We start from the raw sequence: 16,219 nt of genomic DNA, 5'->3' as shown, positions 1-16,219 counted from the left end.
TTTCGGGTGCAAGGATTGGTTTCTGGTGGTCATGGCGGAGGGGACACACCCGGCTCCATGCCGAACCCGGAAGTTAAGCCTTCCAGCGCCGATGGTACTGCGGGGGGTACCCGTGGGAGAGTAGGTCACTGCCAGAAACCTGATTTTGAGTGGAGGGCCGGTAGCTCAGGTGGCTAGAGCACACGGCTGATAACCGTGAGGTCAGTGGTTCGAATCCACTCCGGCCCACCAAATTTGGTCGCCTTCGGAGTCATCTCCGAAGGCGATTTTTTTATCTCCCCCGGCAACTGGATTGAACAATGGTCAGATCCGATGGAAAGGTGCCACTGTCGGCACAGGGCAGAGTTTGCTTCAAAAGGTCTTAGCCAAATGATGTGAAAACTCTGAATAAAGACCTATCGCTTTCTTGACTCGGGTCGCATCAGGCTCTGCAAGGCGTCTTGCGGGGCTGATGTAGCCTTATCCAGAGGTTCCATGTTGCTACGGATATGCGTTGACACCGGACAGAGGTTTCTTCAGAAGAGGGAAGACAGGAAGGGGCGGCCAAAATCGGCCGCCCCTTCCTGTCTTCCCTCTTTCTTGCGTCCGGATTACCCCGCCACCTTCAGCAACGGTCTCCGGGGCTGTTGGAAATATTCGAGGGAGAAGACACCTTGTTTCTGAGATGGATCACGAAGCGGAACAGCATGCCGCGGGAGAAGCGACCAGTTCCTTGTCGAGACGCCGTGCAAGGGTTGTCAGAATCCATGTTAAGGGAAGCGCCTCTCCCGGGGAGGAAATCCCGCGGGCCTGCCGTACGGAAAGGCCGGACAGCGTGGTGACGGTGCCCTCCCGTTCTGTCCAATGTGCAAGGGGAAGCACGTGGGTGGCCTCGGCGAGGCCGGCGTTGTCGTGTGTCACTGCAAGTGCGAGGAGATCTGTCTTCGCGAGTTCCTTTGGAGAGATCCCTACTTCATTGGGAGTTGTTCCGACGAACAGGAGTCGTTTGATCTCACCGCTGACGATGGCTGCCTTGATCTCCGCCACGGAGACGGCACCGGGAGCGTATGTCAGAGCAGCGTGGACGTTCGTCGTTTCGTTGAGGAAAAGATGCCGCTTCTGTTCCAGTTTATGCAGCAGTGCGAGAAGGCCTGCGAGGCATGCCTCGGTTCCGTAGGCTTCCTCTCCGATGAGGGTGACCAGGGATTTGCTTTCGGCAAGGGTACGGGCCGCGTGCTCGAGAGTCTCCACCGACACTCCCGTGAGCGCGGCGGTTTTTCCCGGTGTGGCGTCGTCGAGATCGCTTCCCGGTGTTTCACCTTTCGCGACGAGAAGTGCCCGAAGAAGTCCTTTGAAAAGCGCATCCGTTTGTTTTTCTTTCGGCACCATTCGAAGAGCCTCGCCTTTGAGGAGGGTGTTTTCACCGTTCCCCACCACGAGAACACGGGCGTTTCGTTTTCTCTGGGCAAGGCGGATCCAGGAGGTGAAAACGGGATGGGTAGATTCCGTGTCGGTCTCGACGAGAAGATACGTGTCCGCGTTTCGGACTTCGTCGTAGGATGCGAGGGGGGATGCGCCAGAAATGGCCTTGGCTTGTGTCTGTGCCGAACGAAGCGCATCGGCGCCGACAACACCGAGGACGGTTCCGGGAAGAGCTTCCGCGGCAAAGTGATCGAGAAGACGGTATTCCTCGTTGGAAAGATCGCCCCCGGCGAGGATCGCCGTTTTTTCTCCGGCTTCCGCTCCTTTGCGAAGACGGGATGCCAGATCGTCCAGAATCGCCCTCCATTGTACAGGAGCTCCCTGAAGCATGGGTTCTTCGACACGGTTCGTCCAGTGGCGTTCAAGATCGAAGCGCCCCTGGGCGCAACTGTTCCCGAAAGTGTGAGAAAGCGGGTTGTCCAGGTCGGTGGTGACGCGAACGACCCTGCTCTGTGCCGCGTCGAGGTTGAGCGTGATGTCGCATGCCACGGGGCAGGCGCCGCAGGCGGTGGGGACGAGCCGGGGCTTTTCCGAGTGCGGTTTTCTGGGTGCTCTTTTTTCGAGCAGTGCACCCACGGGGCAGAGCTGGACGCAGAGCCCGCAGGATGTGCAGGCCGAAGTGTCCACACTCTTCCAGTATTCCGTGTCGATGCTTCCTTCAAAGCCTCGGCGGGTGAAGTCGATGGCGTGGAAACCGGCGATTTCGTCGCAGGTGCGGACGCAACGTCCGCAGAGAATGCACTTGTCCATGTTGCGCACGTAGTAGGCGTTGACCTCTTCTTCCTTGGAGACGTGCTCCCCGGCGACGCGATCCGGCTGGACTTCGTAGTCGATGCCGTATTTCCGGAGTTTGCACTCGAAGAGATCGGGGCAGCCGCATTCCATGCAGCGGGCAGCGTCCCGGAGGAGTTGTTCCTCCGTGAGACCGTGATTGTACTCTTCATAGGGAGCCTGGAGACGGACCGCCGCCTCGTCATGACGGGCGTGTTCCTGGGTTGTCCTTTCCACGTGGGTGAAATCCGCCGCCGTCAGATCTGTTCTGACCACGTCGTATTCGAAGGGGCGTTTCGCCTTGCCCGTGGTGAGGAAGGCGTGCACCGATTCCGCCGCCCAGTGGCCGTTGCCGATGGCGGCAATGGCGATGTCCGGACCGTGCTGCAGGTCGCCACAGACGAAGACCCCTGGAAGGGCCGTGGCGTAGTCCTCGTTGGAGGTGATGCTCCTGCCGTCGTGGATGTTCTTCGGCAGGGGCTTGAGATCCGGAGCCTGGCCGATGGCGGCGATGACCGTATCCACCTCCAGGGTGAAGACTTCGCCGGTGGGGACGGGGCGTCTTCGCCCCGATGCATCGGGCTCTCCGAGGGTCATGCGCTCGCAGAGGAGGCGTTCCACTCTCCCGGTTCCCTCCACCGCCGTGGGGGCCGCGAGGAAAAGAAATTCCACGCCTTCCTCCATGGCTTCCGCGATCTCCACCTTCTCCGCGGGCATTTCGTCCCTGGTCCGTCGGTAGACCACATAGACCTTGTCCGCTCCGGAGCGTTTCGCACAGCGAGAGGCATCCATGGCGGTGTTGCCGCCGCCCACCACGGCCACCCGTTTGCCCACCTGGACGGGTTTCCCCGTGTTGACGGAGTAGAGGAAATCGATGCCGCCGAGCACGCCCGGCAGTTCTTCTCCGGGGCAGCGCAGGGGTGAGGAGCGCCAGCATCCCATGGCGAGGACCACCGCGTCGTGTTCGTCCCGAAGCTGTTCCAGAGTGACGTCCTTGCCGAGCGCCGTCTCGGTTCTTGCCTCGACGCCGTGAGCGAGAATCCAGTTGATTTCCGCCTGCAGTATCTCCTGGGGCAGGCGATAGTCGGGGATGCCGTAGCGCATCATTCCCCCGAGAAGAGGTTCCTTGTCGAAGATGGTCACCGCATATCCCTTGAGGCGCAGGAAATAGGCCGCGGAAAGCCCGGCAGGTCCGCCGCCCACGACGGCCACGGAACGGCCGTTCTCCTCAATGGAGGGTATGTCGCCGAGATCTCCCTCGGCGAGGCAGGAGTCCGCCACGAAGCGTTTGATCTCACGGATGGAGACGGGGGCCTCGTCGACGAGGTTCCGTCGGCATTTCTCCTGGCAGGGAGCGGGGCAAACCCGGCCGATGGAGGCAGGGAGCGTGACGTTTCGGTGAAGGACTTCCATGGATTCCGCGTATTTCCCCTGGGCGGCGAGGTTGACGTAGGCCTGGACATCGCCTCTTGCGGGACAGGCGAGCGCGCAGGGGGGGCGACAGTCTCCCACGTGATCCGAAAGGAGAAGTTCCAGCCCGAGCTTGCGCGCTTTGCGGACCCGGTCCGTGTCGGTCCGGACGACCATGTTGGGGGTAATGGTGGTTGCGCAGGCCCGAGAAAGCGCCCGTGCACCCTGGATGTCCACGAGGCAGATGGAGCAGCCGCCGTGGAGGGAGAGATGAGGATCGTAACAGAGCGCGGGAATCTCGATGCCGCACTCCGCGCAGAGATCCAAAAGACGCTGCCCCGGTTTCCCGTAGACGTCGCGTCCATTGAGGATGACTTTCACAGTTCGTTCGCTCATGACTGCACGAACCTCCTTATTCCACGGTAATGGCTTTGACGGGACAGACGTTGATGCACTGACCGCACCGGACGCAGGTCTCGTCGTCGATCACATGGGGCTGCTTTACCGAACCGCTGATGGCCTTTACGGGACAGACGCGGGCACATTTGGTGCATCCGATGCATGTGGCGGGGTTGATGGTGTAGTGGATGAGGGACGTGCAGGCTTTGGCGGGGCACTTCCTGTCGAGGATGTGCGCCTCGTATTCAGCTCGGAAATATTTCAGCGTGGTGAGGACCGGATTCGGCGCGGTCTGGCCGAGCCCGCAGAGGGAACCGTCCTTGATCTGGGCGCAGAGTTCCTCCAGCAGGTCCAGATCTTCCATTTTTCCCTCGCCTTTGCTGATGCGTTCCAGAATCTCGAGCATGCGTTTCGTGCCGATACGGCAGAAGGGGCACTTGCCACAGGATTCCCGCTGGGTGAAGGAGAGAAAGAATTTCGCCACGTCCACCACGCAGGTCGATTCGTCCATGACGATCATGCCGCCGGAGCCCATGATGGCTCCCGTCGCATTAATGGATTCGTAATCGACCGGCGTATCGAGCAGTGCCGCGGGTATGCATCCTCCGGAGGGGCCTCCCATCTGTACGGCCTTGAAGGCTTTCCCTCCGGGAATGCCGCCTCCCACGTCGAAGATGACCTCCCGAAGCGGCATGCCCATGGGAACTTCCACCAGCCCTCCCTTGGCGATCTTTCCGGCCAGGGCGAAGACCTTTGTCCCGCGGCTCTTGCCGATGCCGTGGCGATTGAAGGCTCCGGCTCCGTTCTGGATGATCCATGCGACGTTCGCGAGGGTCTCCACGTTGTTGATGTTCGTCGGTTTCCCCCAGACGCCGCTCTGGGCGGGGAAGGGAGGCCTCGGGCGCGGTGTTCCGCGCTTTCCCTCGATGGAGGCGATGAGGGCCGTTTCCTCGCCGCAGACGAAGGCTCCCGCGCCTTCTTTGATGTACATGTCGAAAGAGAAGTCTTTCCCGAGGATACGCTCGCCGAGGAAGCTTCGCTCCCGGGCCTGCTTGAGGGCGATGTTCAGATGTTTGATCGCCAGAGGATATTCGGCGCGACAGTAGATGATCCCGTGGGTCGCTCCGATGGCGTAGGCGCAGATGGCCATTCCCTCAAGAACGCTGTGGGGATCGCTTTCCAGCACCGACCGGTCCATGAAGGCGCCGGGGTCTCCCTCGTCGGCGTTGCAGACCACGTATTTGTCACTGCCCTGTGCAGCTCGGGCGAACTTCCACTTGAGTCCTGTGGGAAAACCGGCGCCGCCCCGTCCCCGGAGACCGCTGTCGAGGATCTCCTGGATCACCTGTTCCGGGGGCATGCTGTCGAGGACTTTCTTGAGTGCTTCGTATCCTCCGGCTGCGATATATTCGTCGATCTTCTCGGGGTCGATGCGTCCGCAGTTCCGAAGGACGACCCGGACCTGCTTCTCCACCATGGTATTTTCGGGGGCCGCTTCGCTCGTGGAGAAGATCAGTCCCTCGGTAAGGACTTTCCCCTGGTTCACATGGTCTTGTACGATCTGCTCCGCCAATTCCGGAGTCACTTTTCCATAGAGGGAGCGTACGCCCTCCCGCTCGATTTCCACGAGCGGTTCGGAAAAACAGAGCCCCACGCAGCCGACCTGCTTGAGGACGACATCATCTCTTCCGTCGAGCAGGGTGGAAAGCCTGTCAAAGACGGGACGGGCTCCCGCAGCGACGCCGCAGCTCGCCATACCCACCTTCACGATGGTTTTCGTCATGATCCGATATCCTCCTGTCCTAGGACTTGGTCCGATAGGCTTCGAGAACGTCCACGGCCTTCTCCGGCGTAAGGCGTCCGTGCACTTCGTCCCCGACCATCATGACGGGCGCGAGGCTGCAGCAGCCGAGACACGCGACGAACTGGAGCGTGAACAGCCCGTCCTCGGTGGTTTCCCCCTCTTTGACGTGAAGATAGCGCTGGAGCTGTTCGCCGATAAGGAGCGAACCCTGGACGTGACATGCCGTTCCACGGCAGAGACGGACCACGTAGCGTCCCTCCGGCTGAAGACGAAACATGGCGTAGAACGTGGCGACGCCGAACAGTTCCGCCGCGGGAATGTCGAGCTTTGACGAAACGTAGCGGATCGCCTCTTCCGGAAGATATCCGAGTTCCTTCTGGATCTCCGCAAGCAACGGGATAGTATTGCCCCGTTTCCCCCTGTGCCGCTCCACGATGAGATCAAGCTGCGCAGCAGTGCCTGCCTCCACTGATGCTGCCGTCGTCATACAAGTCCCTCCCTGTGTTTTGTGCTATACTTCAAAAAAGCGGGGGTACGGCGTGCCAACGGAGAGCGCACACCGCACCGAAGCCCATTATAGACAAGAAACGGTCATTCTCGCACAGTCTGGGAAAGACATTCTTCTCATATGATGTGGAGGAAGATCTTTCTCTTTTTGGTGAATTTCGGAAAAAATAGGTTTTTGCTGTGAACACAGTGCTTTTCGACGGCCCGCGCGCCCATTCCTTCGGAGAGATCCGCTGTTCCGGACGGAGCACGGACGTGAACGACCTGAGAGGAGGAACCCGGAGTGTCCGTGAAAGTGTATTCCACTCCAACGTGTCCCTGGTGTACGAAAGTGAAGGAATTTCTCCAGTCCAACGGCGTCGCCTACGAGGACATCGATGTCAGCAAGGATCGGGAGGCGGCCATGGAGATGGTGAAAAACACCAAGCAGATGGGGGTCCCCGTGACGGCCATAGGGGACCGTTATATCGTCGGGTTCGACAAGGATTCCCTCCTGGAGGCTCTCCGGGACGCAGGATTGCTCGCCTGACCTTGGTCCGACAGCAAAGGAGAGTGATGAGCGTGCTTTGTACGTTGAAACTCGAGGGGATGCGTTTTCATGCGTTTCACGGTTCGCTCGAAGTGGAGCGGGAGCTGGGGCAGGTGTTGGAAGTTTCGTTGTGCGTCAGCTACGATGTTCCCCTGGCGGACTTGGGAAAGCCGGACAGCGTCTATGCCTACGCGGAGATCTATGAGACGGTTCAGAAGGTGGTCATGGGGACGAAGTATGAAACGATGGAAGGACTGACGTTCGCCATCGCGAAGAAACTCCTCGACGACTATGCGGAGACGGAAATGGTGGAGGCCTCGGTGAAACGAGGGCAGCTCTATGTGCCGGGCGTCCTTTCCTCCTCAGAGGTGACGCTCATGGTGACGCGGGAGGATCTCCTCGAAGGATAGAAGCGGGGTGAGACCATGGATGACGAACGGCTCTTGCGCCTCGCCTACGGTTCGGCCCATGTGCGGTGGGGTGATGCCTTCGGCGGGATGGAATCCGCCTGTATGGCGGCGGAGGCGCGTCTCCGCGAAGGCGCGGAGAGGAACGAATCCGGTTTCGGCTGGCTCTGCCTTCCCTATGCGGACCAGGAGGAGTGTCGTGCCGTCTCGCGATGGCTCGCGTCCTTCGATGCGGTGGTACAGATCGGTATCGGCGGATCCGCTCTGGGGACGTTCATGTTGGCGGGAGCGCTTCTGCATCCGTTCCATAACGAGCTGCCGCGGGAGAAAAGGGGGGGGCCGCGCCTCTATGTGGCGGACAATGTGGACCCCGGAGGACTCCAGGCCATCTGGGACGTGATCGACCCGGCCGAGACGGTGTTCGTTGTCGCCAGTAAATCCGGGAGCACCGCGGAGACCATGGCGAATTTTCTGTGGTTCTACGAGCGCCTGCGGAATCGATTGGGTGAGGAGGCTGCACTGGCCCGGATTCTGGTGCTCACGGATCCCGAAAAGGGAACACTCCGTTCCTTTGTGTCGGAAACACGCTGTCGGACTCTTCCGGTACCTCCCTCCGTGGGAGGACGTTTTTCCGTGCTCTCCTGCGTCGGGCTTGCCGCCGCGGAGGCGGTGGGTATCGATACGGAGTCTCTTCTTGCGGGGGCGCGGGCTATGGATGCCCGCATCGTCGGTGCCTCGGGCCTCGCGGACAACCCGTCGTGGATTTTGGCGGCGCTGCACGTGCTTGCCTTTCGGGACGGACGGAATATGGCGGTTTTCATGCCCTATGCGGACGGCCTGCGGGATTTTTCTGAATGGTTTGCGCAACTCTGGGGGGAAAGTCTGGGGAAGGCGAACCTGGGAAGCACACCCGTGCGCGCTCTCGGTGCCATCGATCAGCACTCCCAACTCCAGCTGTACATGTCCGGCCCGGATGACAAACTGTACACGCTCGTCGATGTGGAGCGCCACCGTCCCGGACTTGCCATTCCCGCAGGAGGTGCGGAGAGCCTTGCCCCTCTTGCGTACCTGGCGGGGAAGGATTTCGGGGAGATGCTCCGCGTCGAGGCGAGGGCGACGGCGTCGGCTCTCGTGAAGGCCGGGCGACCGCTTCTGTGGCTTCAGATTCCCGTGCTCGACGCCTATCGCCTCGGAGCCCTGATCTTTCTTTTCGAGCATGTTACCGCTTGTGCCGGATTCCTCCTCGGCATCGATCCCTTCGATCAACCGGGAGTGGAGCAGGGGAAGCGGTACATTTACGGCCTCATGGGACGGAACGGATTCGAGGATGAGACGACCCAGGTGGAGCGGCACGAAGCGATCATGATGTCCAGGATGTGGATGTAGCGACGGAAGATGCGTGAAAAAGGGGATCGTCGCGGACCCTGGTCCGCCGCGGTCCCCTTTTCCTTCGAGAAATGCGCGGGGGTGTTCCATGCAGGAATTATTGTGTCGCCTTGTGGCGGAGTGCCGCGACGAATGTTCTTCCGGGGGTGTCGCCTCGTACATTCCGGAACTTGCAAAGGCAGATCCCCGCATGCTGGGTGTGTCCGTCCTCACGACGGAGAGAACGTTTTTTCAGGGGGGTGACGCCTCTTTCCCCTTCACCATGCAGTCCATTTCGAAATTGATCTCTCTGGCTCTCGCCATCGAGGAACTGGGAGAGGATCACGTTTTCGAGAGGGTCGGCATGGACCCTACGGCGGATCCCTTCAATTCGATCATGCGTCTCGAAATGGTGCGGCCTCATCGTCCCCAGAATCCGCTCATCAACGCGGGAGCACTGGTGATTCTCTCGCTGCTTCCCTACAGAGACGGTAAAACTCGGATTGCGGCGGTGCTCTCCTGGGCTGGAAGGCTCCTCGGGAACAACGCCATCGCCGTGCACGAGCCCACCTACGTTTCGGAAAAAAATACGAGCGATCGAAACCGCTCGCTTGCCTTCTTTCTCCGCAGCGTGGGGAGCCTGAAGGGGGACGTGGAAGATCTCCTGGACACCTATTTCCGCCAGTGCAGCATGTTGGTGACGACCAAGGAACTGGCTTTTCTCGGAATGGTCCTCGCCCTGGACGGAATCGACCCCTTCTCGGGGGAACGCCTGCTGCGCCGCTCCACGGCGCGTGTGCTCCGGGCACTGATGGCGACCTGCGGCCTCTACGACGGCTCCGGGGAGTTTGCCGTTCGGGTGGGCATCCCTGCGAAGAGCGGTGTCGGAGGCGGGATCGTCGCTGCGGTTCCCGGACGGATGGGTATTGGTGTGTTCGGCCCGGCCCTTGACGGAAAGGGGAATTCCGTGGGCGGCATGGCGGTGCTTGAACACCTCTCGGCACGGGGGAATCTCAGGGTTCTTTAGGAAAGGAGGCGTCGGAAGATGACGCATGCGCTGCTGTTTGTCGAGGATGTTCATGTCGAGAAGGATGGATCGTCGATTCTTCGGGGGGTGACGCTTCAGGTCCGCCCTGGGGAGATCGTCGGAGTTCTCGGCAGAAACGGTGCGGGAAAGTCGAGCCTGGCCTATTCCATCATGGGAATAGGGCGATATCGTCCCTCCAGGGGGCAGATCCGGTTCGACGGGGAGGATCTTTTGCCCCTTTCCGTGACGGATCGGGCCCGACGGGGTATTTCCTTGGCCTGGCAGCATCCTGCCCGGTATGAAGGGATTTCCGTTCGGGATTATCTGCGTCTTTCCTCGCAGCGCGTCACCGAGGGAATGATGGAGGACGCGCTCTCCAGGGTGATGCTCGATCCGCCCTATCTGGACCGGATGGTGGACAAGAGTCTCTCCGGAGGTGAACGAAAGCGCATAGAACTCGCGTCCATTTTCCTGATGCACCCGAGGCTTTCGGTCCTGGACGAGCCCGATTCGGGCGTGGATCTTCTCGCGCTCGGAGAGATCATGACGCTTTTCCGGACCCTTTCCGAGGGGGGCAATGCGGTGCTCATCATCACGCATCGGGAGGATGTCGCCGCAGCCTGCGACAGGTCCTATCTCATGTGCGGAGGGAGAATGATCCTTGAGGGGAGTGCCGAGGCAGTGAAGCGCTATTTCCTCTCCCAATGTTCCCCCTGCACGGAGCTGGAGCCCGAGATCGTGAAAGAGGTGTGTTGACCATGGCCTTCGATGCGGCGTCGGAATACACCACGTTGGTTTCCATTGCGTCCGAGACGGGAGGGCACGGGGCCTCCGTGGGGAGTGCCGACGCGGTCTACGTGGTGGTCCATGCGAACAAGATCCTCGCTTCCCACCCCCTGCCGGGGGTTACCATCGACGCGACGGAAAAAGAGGACGGTATCGAGGCCTTCATCACCGTGGACGACGGGGTGGTTCTGTCGAAACAGGTGCATCTCTGTTTCGGACATCTCGGAACGGAGGGGCGGCAGGTCATCACGAGCCATGTCTCCATCGGTGCCCGAGCCAGGGCGACCTTCCTCGCTCATTGCATTTTTCCGAATGCAGTGGAGTTTCTTCACGCCATGGAGGGAGACATCGTCGTCGGAGAAGGGGCGGAGTTCACCTACAACGAAGTCCATGTCCACGGCCCGGAGGGGCGGATCTCGGTGAAACCCGTCAGCCGGGTCGTGCTTCACGACAGGGCGTTCTACCGGGGTGATTTTACCCTCGTGGAAGGACGCGTAGGGGATCTGGACATCCTCATCGACGTGGACGCCCGTGGCGTGGGAAGCCGGGTGGAACTCACCTCCAAAGTCTACGGCAAAGACGACGACCAGTGTCGTGTGCAGGATTTCGTCCGTCTCAACGGCGCGGGAAGCACCGCCCTGGTGAAGGCCAAGGTGGTGCTTCGGGACGCAAGCTCGGGGTTGTTTCACGGCCTGGTGGAAGGAGCCGCCGCTGGTGCTCGGGGGCACGTGGACTGTACGGAAGTCATCCAGGGGGCGGCGAGGGCGGAGGCATCCCCGGTCGTGCGGGTGACGCACCCCGAGGCGGAAGTGACCCACGAGGCCGCCATCGGGAGAATTGCCGACGACAAGATCGAGGGACTTATGGCCAAGGGGCTTGACGAGGCTCAGGCGGTGGACGTCATCGTCTCGGGGCTGCTCCGTTAGGGCTCAAAAAAGCAAAAAGGAGAGCGAGAAACGAAACAACAGGGCCGGGGTACCTCTCAGGGGCGCCCCGGCTCGTCGTTTACGCCGGTCCCGTTGTTGTCCGCCAGGATGACGCCCTCGTTGCTCTCTCCGTTCATGTAGACAGAGAAATGCCCCTTGTAGATGCGGATGGCATCGTGGGGTCCCAGTTCGAAGGGCATACCGTCGAACCAGCTTTCGTCGAAGATGTTGCGCTTCTCGCCGTCGTAGACGGGCATGTAGAGGACGTTGTCCACTTCCAGATCCGAGAAGAAATGAGTGCCGTAGGAGAGTTCCGGCATGTAGCCCAGCTTCGGAATGCCGAGTTCGACGATGCAGCAGCAGTTCGTCAATTCATGGTACTGCACGGGAACACCCAATTCGGGGTTGCTCGAACCTACGCGTCCCGGCGAGACGAAGATGAACTTGTTTCCCGAAAGCTGCTGGTTCACTCGTCCCACACTTCGTGCCACGGCGAAGAAATTCTCCGCCACGGCATAGACCCGGTGATCCACGTAGACGAGGTAGGGAACGTCGGTGACGGCGCCGTTGGTGACCATACGGTCCGCCTTGAGGATGACCCGTCGGTCCGGCGTCTCGGGAATGTCCGTGCAGGGCTCGCTCTGGGCCTGCCACAGGGGGCGGGACTGGAGGAGTTCGAGGTGGTCCTCCTCCGGCTCGTAGGCGAACTCCACGTCCGCGGGGACACCCATGGCCTGCTCCAACAGAGCGAGAGTCCTCTTCATGCGGCTGAAGAAGCGGGGATATTTGCGGGGAAATTCCTCGAAGGTGAGGCATATCTTCGAGAAACCCTCCGAGAGCTCCGAGAGGGGACAAAGGGCCATGAACGTGCCTCCGTCCGGGTCCGGGTGGTACACCTGGGCGTAGGTGCTCAGGTCCCTGTGGAACGGGTAGATCTGCTTCCAGCACTTCTTCACGTCCAGTGTGGTCAGGTCGTCGGGGTGTTCCCGATCCACGGCCTGAAAGTGTTCCTGGGCGTGGCGCATGATCTTGTACGGGTTTTGTCCTTCCGGGCGCAGATTGGGATTCGTGAGTGAATAGGTTCTGGCGTATCCTCTTTTGGTGCTCATGGTGCCGAGACCGAAGACGAGGCGAACCACCCCGTCCTCGGCGCGAAGTCGTGTGGACCAGCGCCGGAAATTCTTCGAGTAGGCCACGCCTCCCGTGGTGGGGTAGAAATAACGACCGCGCCATTTTCCGGCCATGCGCATGACGATGATGCCCATCGCGTCCTCTCCCAGTCCGTGTTTTTCCCGGTAGCTCACGGCCTTCTGAAAGAATGTTCGTGCGTAAATGCGCTTGATGCTGGTCGTGACGGCGCTCATCCGCACGTCGAGATCGTTGGTGACGTTTCCGAAGAAGGTGCTGAGGTATTTCCCCGCGAAGGAGTGAATGACCGAATCTTCAAGGACGCTGCTGCTGCGGACCACGAGGGGATCATCGACCTCCGCGAGAAAGGTGCGGAGGGCAAGGAGAGCATTTTCGGGCAGCGGTGTGGCGAGAAAAAGTTTTTCGGTCTCCTCCGGATGGAGGAGCGCCGCCGACGGCGAAAAATCGGGAATCTGCCGGAGGAAATCGTAGAACGTGTTCACGGAGAGAAACAGGGAACGGGGCAATGCAGTCCTTGCAAGTGCCTCGTCACCGCTGTTTCGAAGTGTGTGGATGGCGTAGAGTAGCGAGCGTCCCTTGCCTCCCACATGACCGTCACCGACGATGAGGGGGGCGAATTCCGGATCGCTGAGGGGATCCCACGCAAAGTACCGTTTTGTTGTCTTTTCCGTGCCGCTCATGGCGTCGTCCTTTCAGAACCGTCGCTGATGCGCCCTGATGGAAACCTTACGCTTTTCCCATCGCGTTTTCCTTGTTGGAGCAAGAACGTCGTGCTCGCGAAAAAGGTGCGTGGATTTTGGAAACGGGCAGAAAAACCCCGGAGAGATGTCCCCTCATGGCGAGGGATTTCCGGTAATGACGCCGATCTCCTCCTCGCCGTCGAGAAAGACGTCGAAATTGCCCTGGTAGATGCGAATGGACGGGTGAGCTCCCAGCGTATAGGGCGCCGTGTCGAACCATGTTTTCGCATAAATGTTGCCGCTCGCTCCGTCGAAGACGGGAAGATAGAGAATGTTGTCCACGTCGAGATCGAGGAAGAAGTGTGTGCCGTAAGAAAGCTCCGGAGTCATGCCGCGGCTGGGGATTCCCAGCTCCACAAGGCATCCGCAGTTGGAGATTTCATTGTAGAGCGCGGGAACGCCGAGTGCCGGGTTTGTGCTGCCCCATCGGCCGGGGCCGACAAGGATATAGCGCTTCCCCTCGAGTTGCGCGTTGATCGCACCGATTCCCCGGGCGACCTCGTAGAAGTCCGCCTGTTGCCCGTAGATGTCCGGATCCACGTACACGAGATGGCTGATGTGCCGCAGAAGGCCGTTGGCGACCATGCGATTTCCCCGGAGAATGAGACGATTTTCCGGAATGTAGGAGGGGATGACGACGCGTCCCAGGTCCTCGAACGTCGAAAGCGGACGAAGCTGGACCAGGGTGAGCTCTCCCGGGTCCGATTCGTAGACCATTTCCATGTCCGCAGGCAACCCCATTTCCTGTTCAAAAAGGGCGAGGAGACGGCGGACGGTCCTGAAAAGCGCGCCGCAACGTCTGGGAAAATCCGCAAAGGTGAAGGCCGGGCGCGGAGTGTCCATGCCTCTGGTATCCGTGTGCAGCCAGTGGAACATGTTTCCGTCGAACCATTCGATGAACGCCGGAGCGAATGCGTGATGTTTCATGATTTCCGCCAGGGCGAATTCCACGCGCCCTGTGAGGAAAAAGCCGTGTTCCAGGTCCACGTAGTCGAACTCTTCCTGGGAATGAGCAAAAATATCGCTCGGACGATTCCCCTCTGCGCGGAGATTCGGGTTCGTCAGATAGAACGTCCGGGCGAAAACGCGGTCCACCGTGCGTGTTCCGAGGCCGAAACAGACGCGCATCACTCCGTCGTCCTTGTTGATTCGGGGGGAAGGGCGCCGGAAGACCTTGGAGTAGGCCGTGGCGGCGAATTCAGGGTAGTACCAGGAGCCGCGGCGCCTGCCGACGATGGGCTGAATGAGGACGGCCATTTTCTCGCGATGCGGTTCGATGCCGTGTTTTCTCTGGTATTCCCGTGCCGAGGGATTGAAGGTGGAGGCGAAAACCTGTTTGACTGCTCGTTCGATGCGTTTGAGCCGGTACTCGGGAGAACCGGTGTTGCCGAAAAAGCGTGTGGCGTATTTCCCTGCGAAGGAAAGGACCGTGTCGTCCTCGAGAATGGAGGAGGAGCGCACGGCAATGGGAACGGGGATGCGCTCGGAGATGGTGGAGAGCACGGGAGAGAGCGCCGGAGGAAGAGAGGCGTTCTCGAACTGTTCGAGGATGTCGTTGTAGTCGTCGGTCTGATCGACGAATTCTCTCAGGTTGTTCATGGCCAGAAACTCGTCGAAGATTTCCGTGGAGACGACGTAGGTCAGCTCGGGAAATCCGACGAGCGGTCGTACTTCCTCCGCTCCTTCCAGAGCGGCGTGGGCGAAGGCAAGCCCGCGGGCCTTGCCCCCCACCGCGCCATCTCCGATGAGCCACCCGCGCTGCCGGTAGAAGGGTTTGGGGTCGAATCTGTTGAAGGATTCCGCGTTCGTCATGATTCCCTCCTTAGTCGTTCCGTGTCCAGACGTCGTTCGCCTGAAAGTGCGTCAGGGCATGAAGGATGTTGCTGCGCAGAGAGGGTTGTTCGCCGCAGAGACGTTCCACAAGTTTTTTTGCTCCGGCCCGGCGGCTCTTTCCGGAGAAGGGACAGGCCATGTCGAGAGGGTTCAGGCTGAGGCGCAGCACCTCCCGGGCGATGCGCGCTTCCTCCACGAAGACAAGGGGGCGGATGACGGTGATGCCCGTCCTGCTGTGCCACAACTTCGGCTTGAAGCAACGGAACCGTCCTCCTTCCAGAAGATTCAGGAAGACCGTCTCCACCACATCGTCCAGGTGGTGGCCGAGAGCCAGAAGGTTGCACTCCTCCTCCCTGGCCGTGGTGTTCAGCAAGCCCCGGCGAAGATGGGCGCAGAAGCTGCAGGGAGAGCGCTCCTCCCTTGCGCGGATGATGCCGAAGATGTCGTGCTCGACGAGGCGGAAGGGGACCTCCAGCCTGTCGCAGAGCGATGCGAGTGTGCCTGTATCCAGGGCCTCGCCCGTCGGGTTGACGGTGCAGGCTTTGAGCGAGAAGGAGACGGGGCTCCGTTGCCGCAGATGGTGGAGGGCCAGCAGAAGGATCAGGCTGTCCTTTCCCCCGGAGAGGCCGACGAGAATGCGGTCTCCCTCGGAAATCATGGAGTGAGCTGCGACGGCCTGTCCGACTAGGGAGCGGATCTTCTGCGAAAGACGCGGTTCCTCCTTCGGGGCTTTCGAGGGATGCATTGCCTCCGCCGGAGTGGGAGCGCATGTCGGCACGTGGTTCCACCTCACAAAAAGAAGCGTGGTTGTGTCCATGAGACTTGAGACCTATACTAGATTCGGTCGGCAAGGATGCGGCAGACCGGAGGAGGTGCTTTCTTGGCGGAGCAGGAAGTGCTGCATCATAAATTACAGGAAGTTCTCGATCATGTCGATAAGTCCTTGAACTATAGCATAGAGAGCGTGAGCATGATTCACGAGGAATCGCTGGCGCGCTATCAGGAGTTGCTCCAGGACCTGGACAGGGCGCAGCGAGACATCGAGGACGTCATCAAGGCCAACGACGAGGCGAACGCGGCGTACCGCATGGCGAGGAACCGCCTC

At 60.3% G+C, this 16,219-nt stretch carries 12 protein-coding genes, 1 tRNA gene and 1 rRNA gene; 8 read left to right on the top strand and 6 right to left on the bottom strand.

Going from position 1 to position 16,219, the window contains the following annotated elements:
• Positions 1 to 21 precede the first annotated feature (21 nt).
• Both rrf and Q1K49_RS06650 read left to right on the top strand, forming a co-directional pair.
• Positions 22 to 137: ribosomal RNA gene (gene rrf, locus Q1K49_RS06655) — 5S ribosomal RNA — on the top strand.
• Between the two features lie 17 nt (positions 138 to 154).
• Positions 155 to 231: transfer RNA gene (locus Q1K49_RS06650), tRNA-Ile, on the top strand.
• Positions 232 to 669: 438 nt separating this feature from the next.
• Here the strand turns inward: Q1K49_RS06650 and Q1K49_RS06645 are convergent.
• The 3 genes from Q1K49_RS06645 to nuoE are packed head-to-tail and all read right to left on the bottom strand — an operon-like array spanning position 670 to position 6,332.
• Positions 670 to 4,038 (bottom strand): FAD-dependent oxidoreductase, encoded by a 3,369-nt coding sequence (locus tag Q1K49_RS06645; RefSeq protein ID WP_300524260.1) that lies wholly within the window; start codon positions 4,036 to 4,038, stop codon positions 670 to 672.
• Between the two features lie 16 nt (positions 4,039 to 4,054).
• Positions 4,055 to 5,824: an NADH-ubiquinone oxidoreductase-F iron-sulfur binding region domain-containing protein gene (locus Q1K49_RS06640; RefSeq protein ID WP_300524259.1), complete on the bottom strand. Its 1,770-nt coding sequence runs from the start codon at positions 5,822 to 5,824 to the stop codon at positions 4,055 to 4,057.
• Between the two features lie 19 nt (positions 5,825 to 5,843).
• Positions 5,844 to 6,332 carry an NADH-quinone oxidoreductase subunit NuoE gene (gene nuoE, locus Q1K49_RS06635; protein WP_300524256.1) on the bottom strand — a complete coding sequence of 163 codons (489 nt, stop codon included), beginning with the start codon at positions 6,330 to 6,332 and terminating at the stop codon, positions 5,844 to 5,846.
• A 303-nt stretch (positions 6,333 to 6,635) separates the two neighbouring features.
• Between nuoE and Q1K49_RS06630 the strand changes: the two genes are divergently transcribed.
• The 6 genes from Q1K49_RS06630 (at position 6,636) to Q1K49_RS06605 (ending at position 11,392) form a co-directional block, all read left to right on the top strand.
• Entirely contained in the window at positions 6,636 to 6,881 is a 246-nt protein-coding gene (locus Q1K49_RS06630; RefSeq protein ID WP_213693048.1) for a glutaredoxin domain-containing protein, read from the top strand.
• A 32-nt stretch (positions 6,882 to 6,913) separates the two neighbouring features.
• A complete protein-coding gene (locus Q1K49_RS06625) occupies positions 6,914 to 7,291 on the top strand; it encodes a dihydroneopterin aldolase (protein ID WP_300524253.1) in 378 nt (125 codons plus the stop codon).
• Between the two features lie 15 nt (positions 7,292 to 7,306).
• Complete coding sequence (locus Q1K49_RS06620; protein ID WP_300524250.1) at positions 7,307 to 8,674, top strand: glucose-6-phosphate isomerase; 1,368 nt, start codon at positions 7,307 to 7,309, stop codon at positions 8,672 to 8,674.
• Between the two features lie 88 nt (positions 8,675 to 8,762).
• Positions 8,763 to 9,680 carry a glutaminase A gene (gene glsA / locus Q1K49_RS06615; protein WP_300524247.1) on the top strand — a complete coding sequence of 306 codons (918 nt, stop codon included), beginning with the start codon at positions 8,763 to 8,765 and terminating at the stop codon, positions 9,678 to 9,680.
• An 18-nt stretch (positions 9,681 to 9,698) separates the two neighbouring features.
• On the top strand, positions 9,699 to 10,436 hold the full coding sequence (locus Q1K49_RS06610) for an ABC transporter ATP-binding protein (protein WP_213693044.1): 738 nt from the start codon (positions 9,699 to 9,701) through the stop codon (positions 10,434 to 10,436).
• A gap of 2 nt (positions 10,437 to 10,438) precedes the next feature.
• Positions 10,439 to 11,392, top strand: a complete 954-nt coding sequence (locus Q1K49_RS06605; protein WP_300524243.1) for a SufD family Fe-S cluster assembly protein — start codon at positions 10,439 to 10,441, stop codon at positions 11,390 to 11,392.
• A 56-nt stretch (positions 11,393 to 11,448) separates the two neighbouring features.
• Here the strand turns inward: Q1K49_RS06605 and Q1K49_RS06600 are convergent, their stop codons facing one another.
• The 3 genes from Q1K49_RS06600 to Q1K49_RS06590 all read right to left on the bottom strand — a co-directional run bounded on the left by Q1K49_RS06600 (position 11,449) and on the right by Q1K49_RS06590 (position 15,892).
• Positions 11,449 to 13,221: a PEP/pyruvate-binding domain-containing protein gene (locus Q1K49_RS06600; RefSeq protein ID WP_300524240.1), complete on the bottom strand. Its 1,773-nt coding sequence runs from the start codon at positions 13,219 to 13,221 to the stop codon at positions 11,449 to 11,451.
• Between the two features lie 153 nt (positions 13,222 to 13,374).
• Positions 13,375 to 15,093, bottom strand: coding sequence for a PEP/pyruvate-binding domain-containing protein (locus Q1K49_RS06595; RefSeq protein ID WP_300524238.1), 1,719 nt, complete (start codon positions 15,091 to 15,093; stop codon positions 13,375 to 13,377).
• Between the two features lie 10 nt (positions 15,094 to 15,103).
• Complete coding sequence (locus tag Q1K49_RS06590) at positions 15,104 to 15,892, bottom strand: ATP-binding protein (protein ID WP_300524235.1); 789 nt, start codon at positions 15,890 to 15,892, stop codon at positions 15,104 to 15,106.
• Positions 15,893 to 16,219: the final 327 nt, after the last annotated feature.

This window comes from Aminiphilus sp., from assembly GCF_029975095.1.
Taxonomy (GTDB): Bacteria; Synergistota; Synergistia; order Synergistales; family Aminiphilaceae; genus Aminiphilus.
Note: the sequence above shows the minus strand (reverse complement) of the source record. Positions and strands in the feature narration are given on the sequence as shown.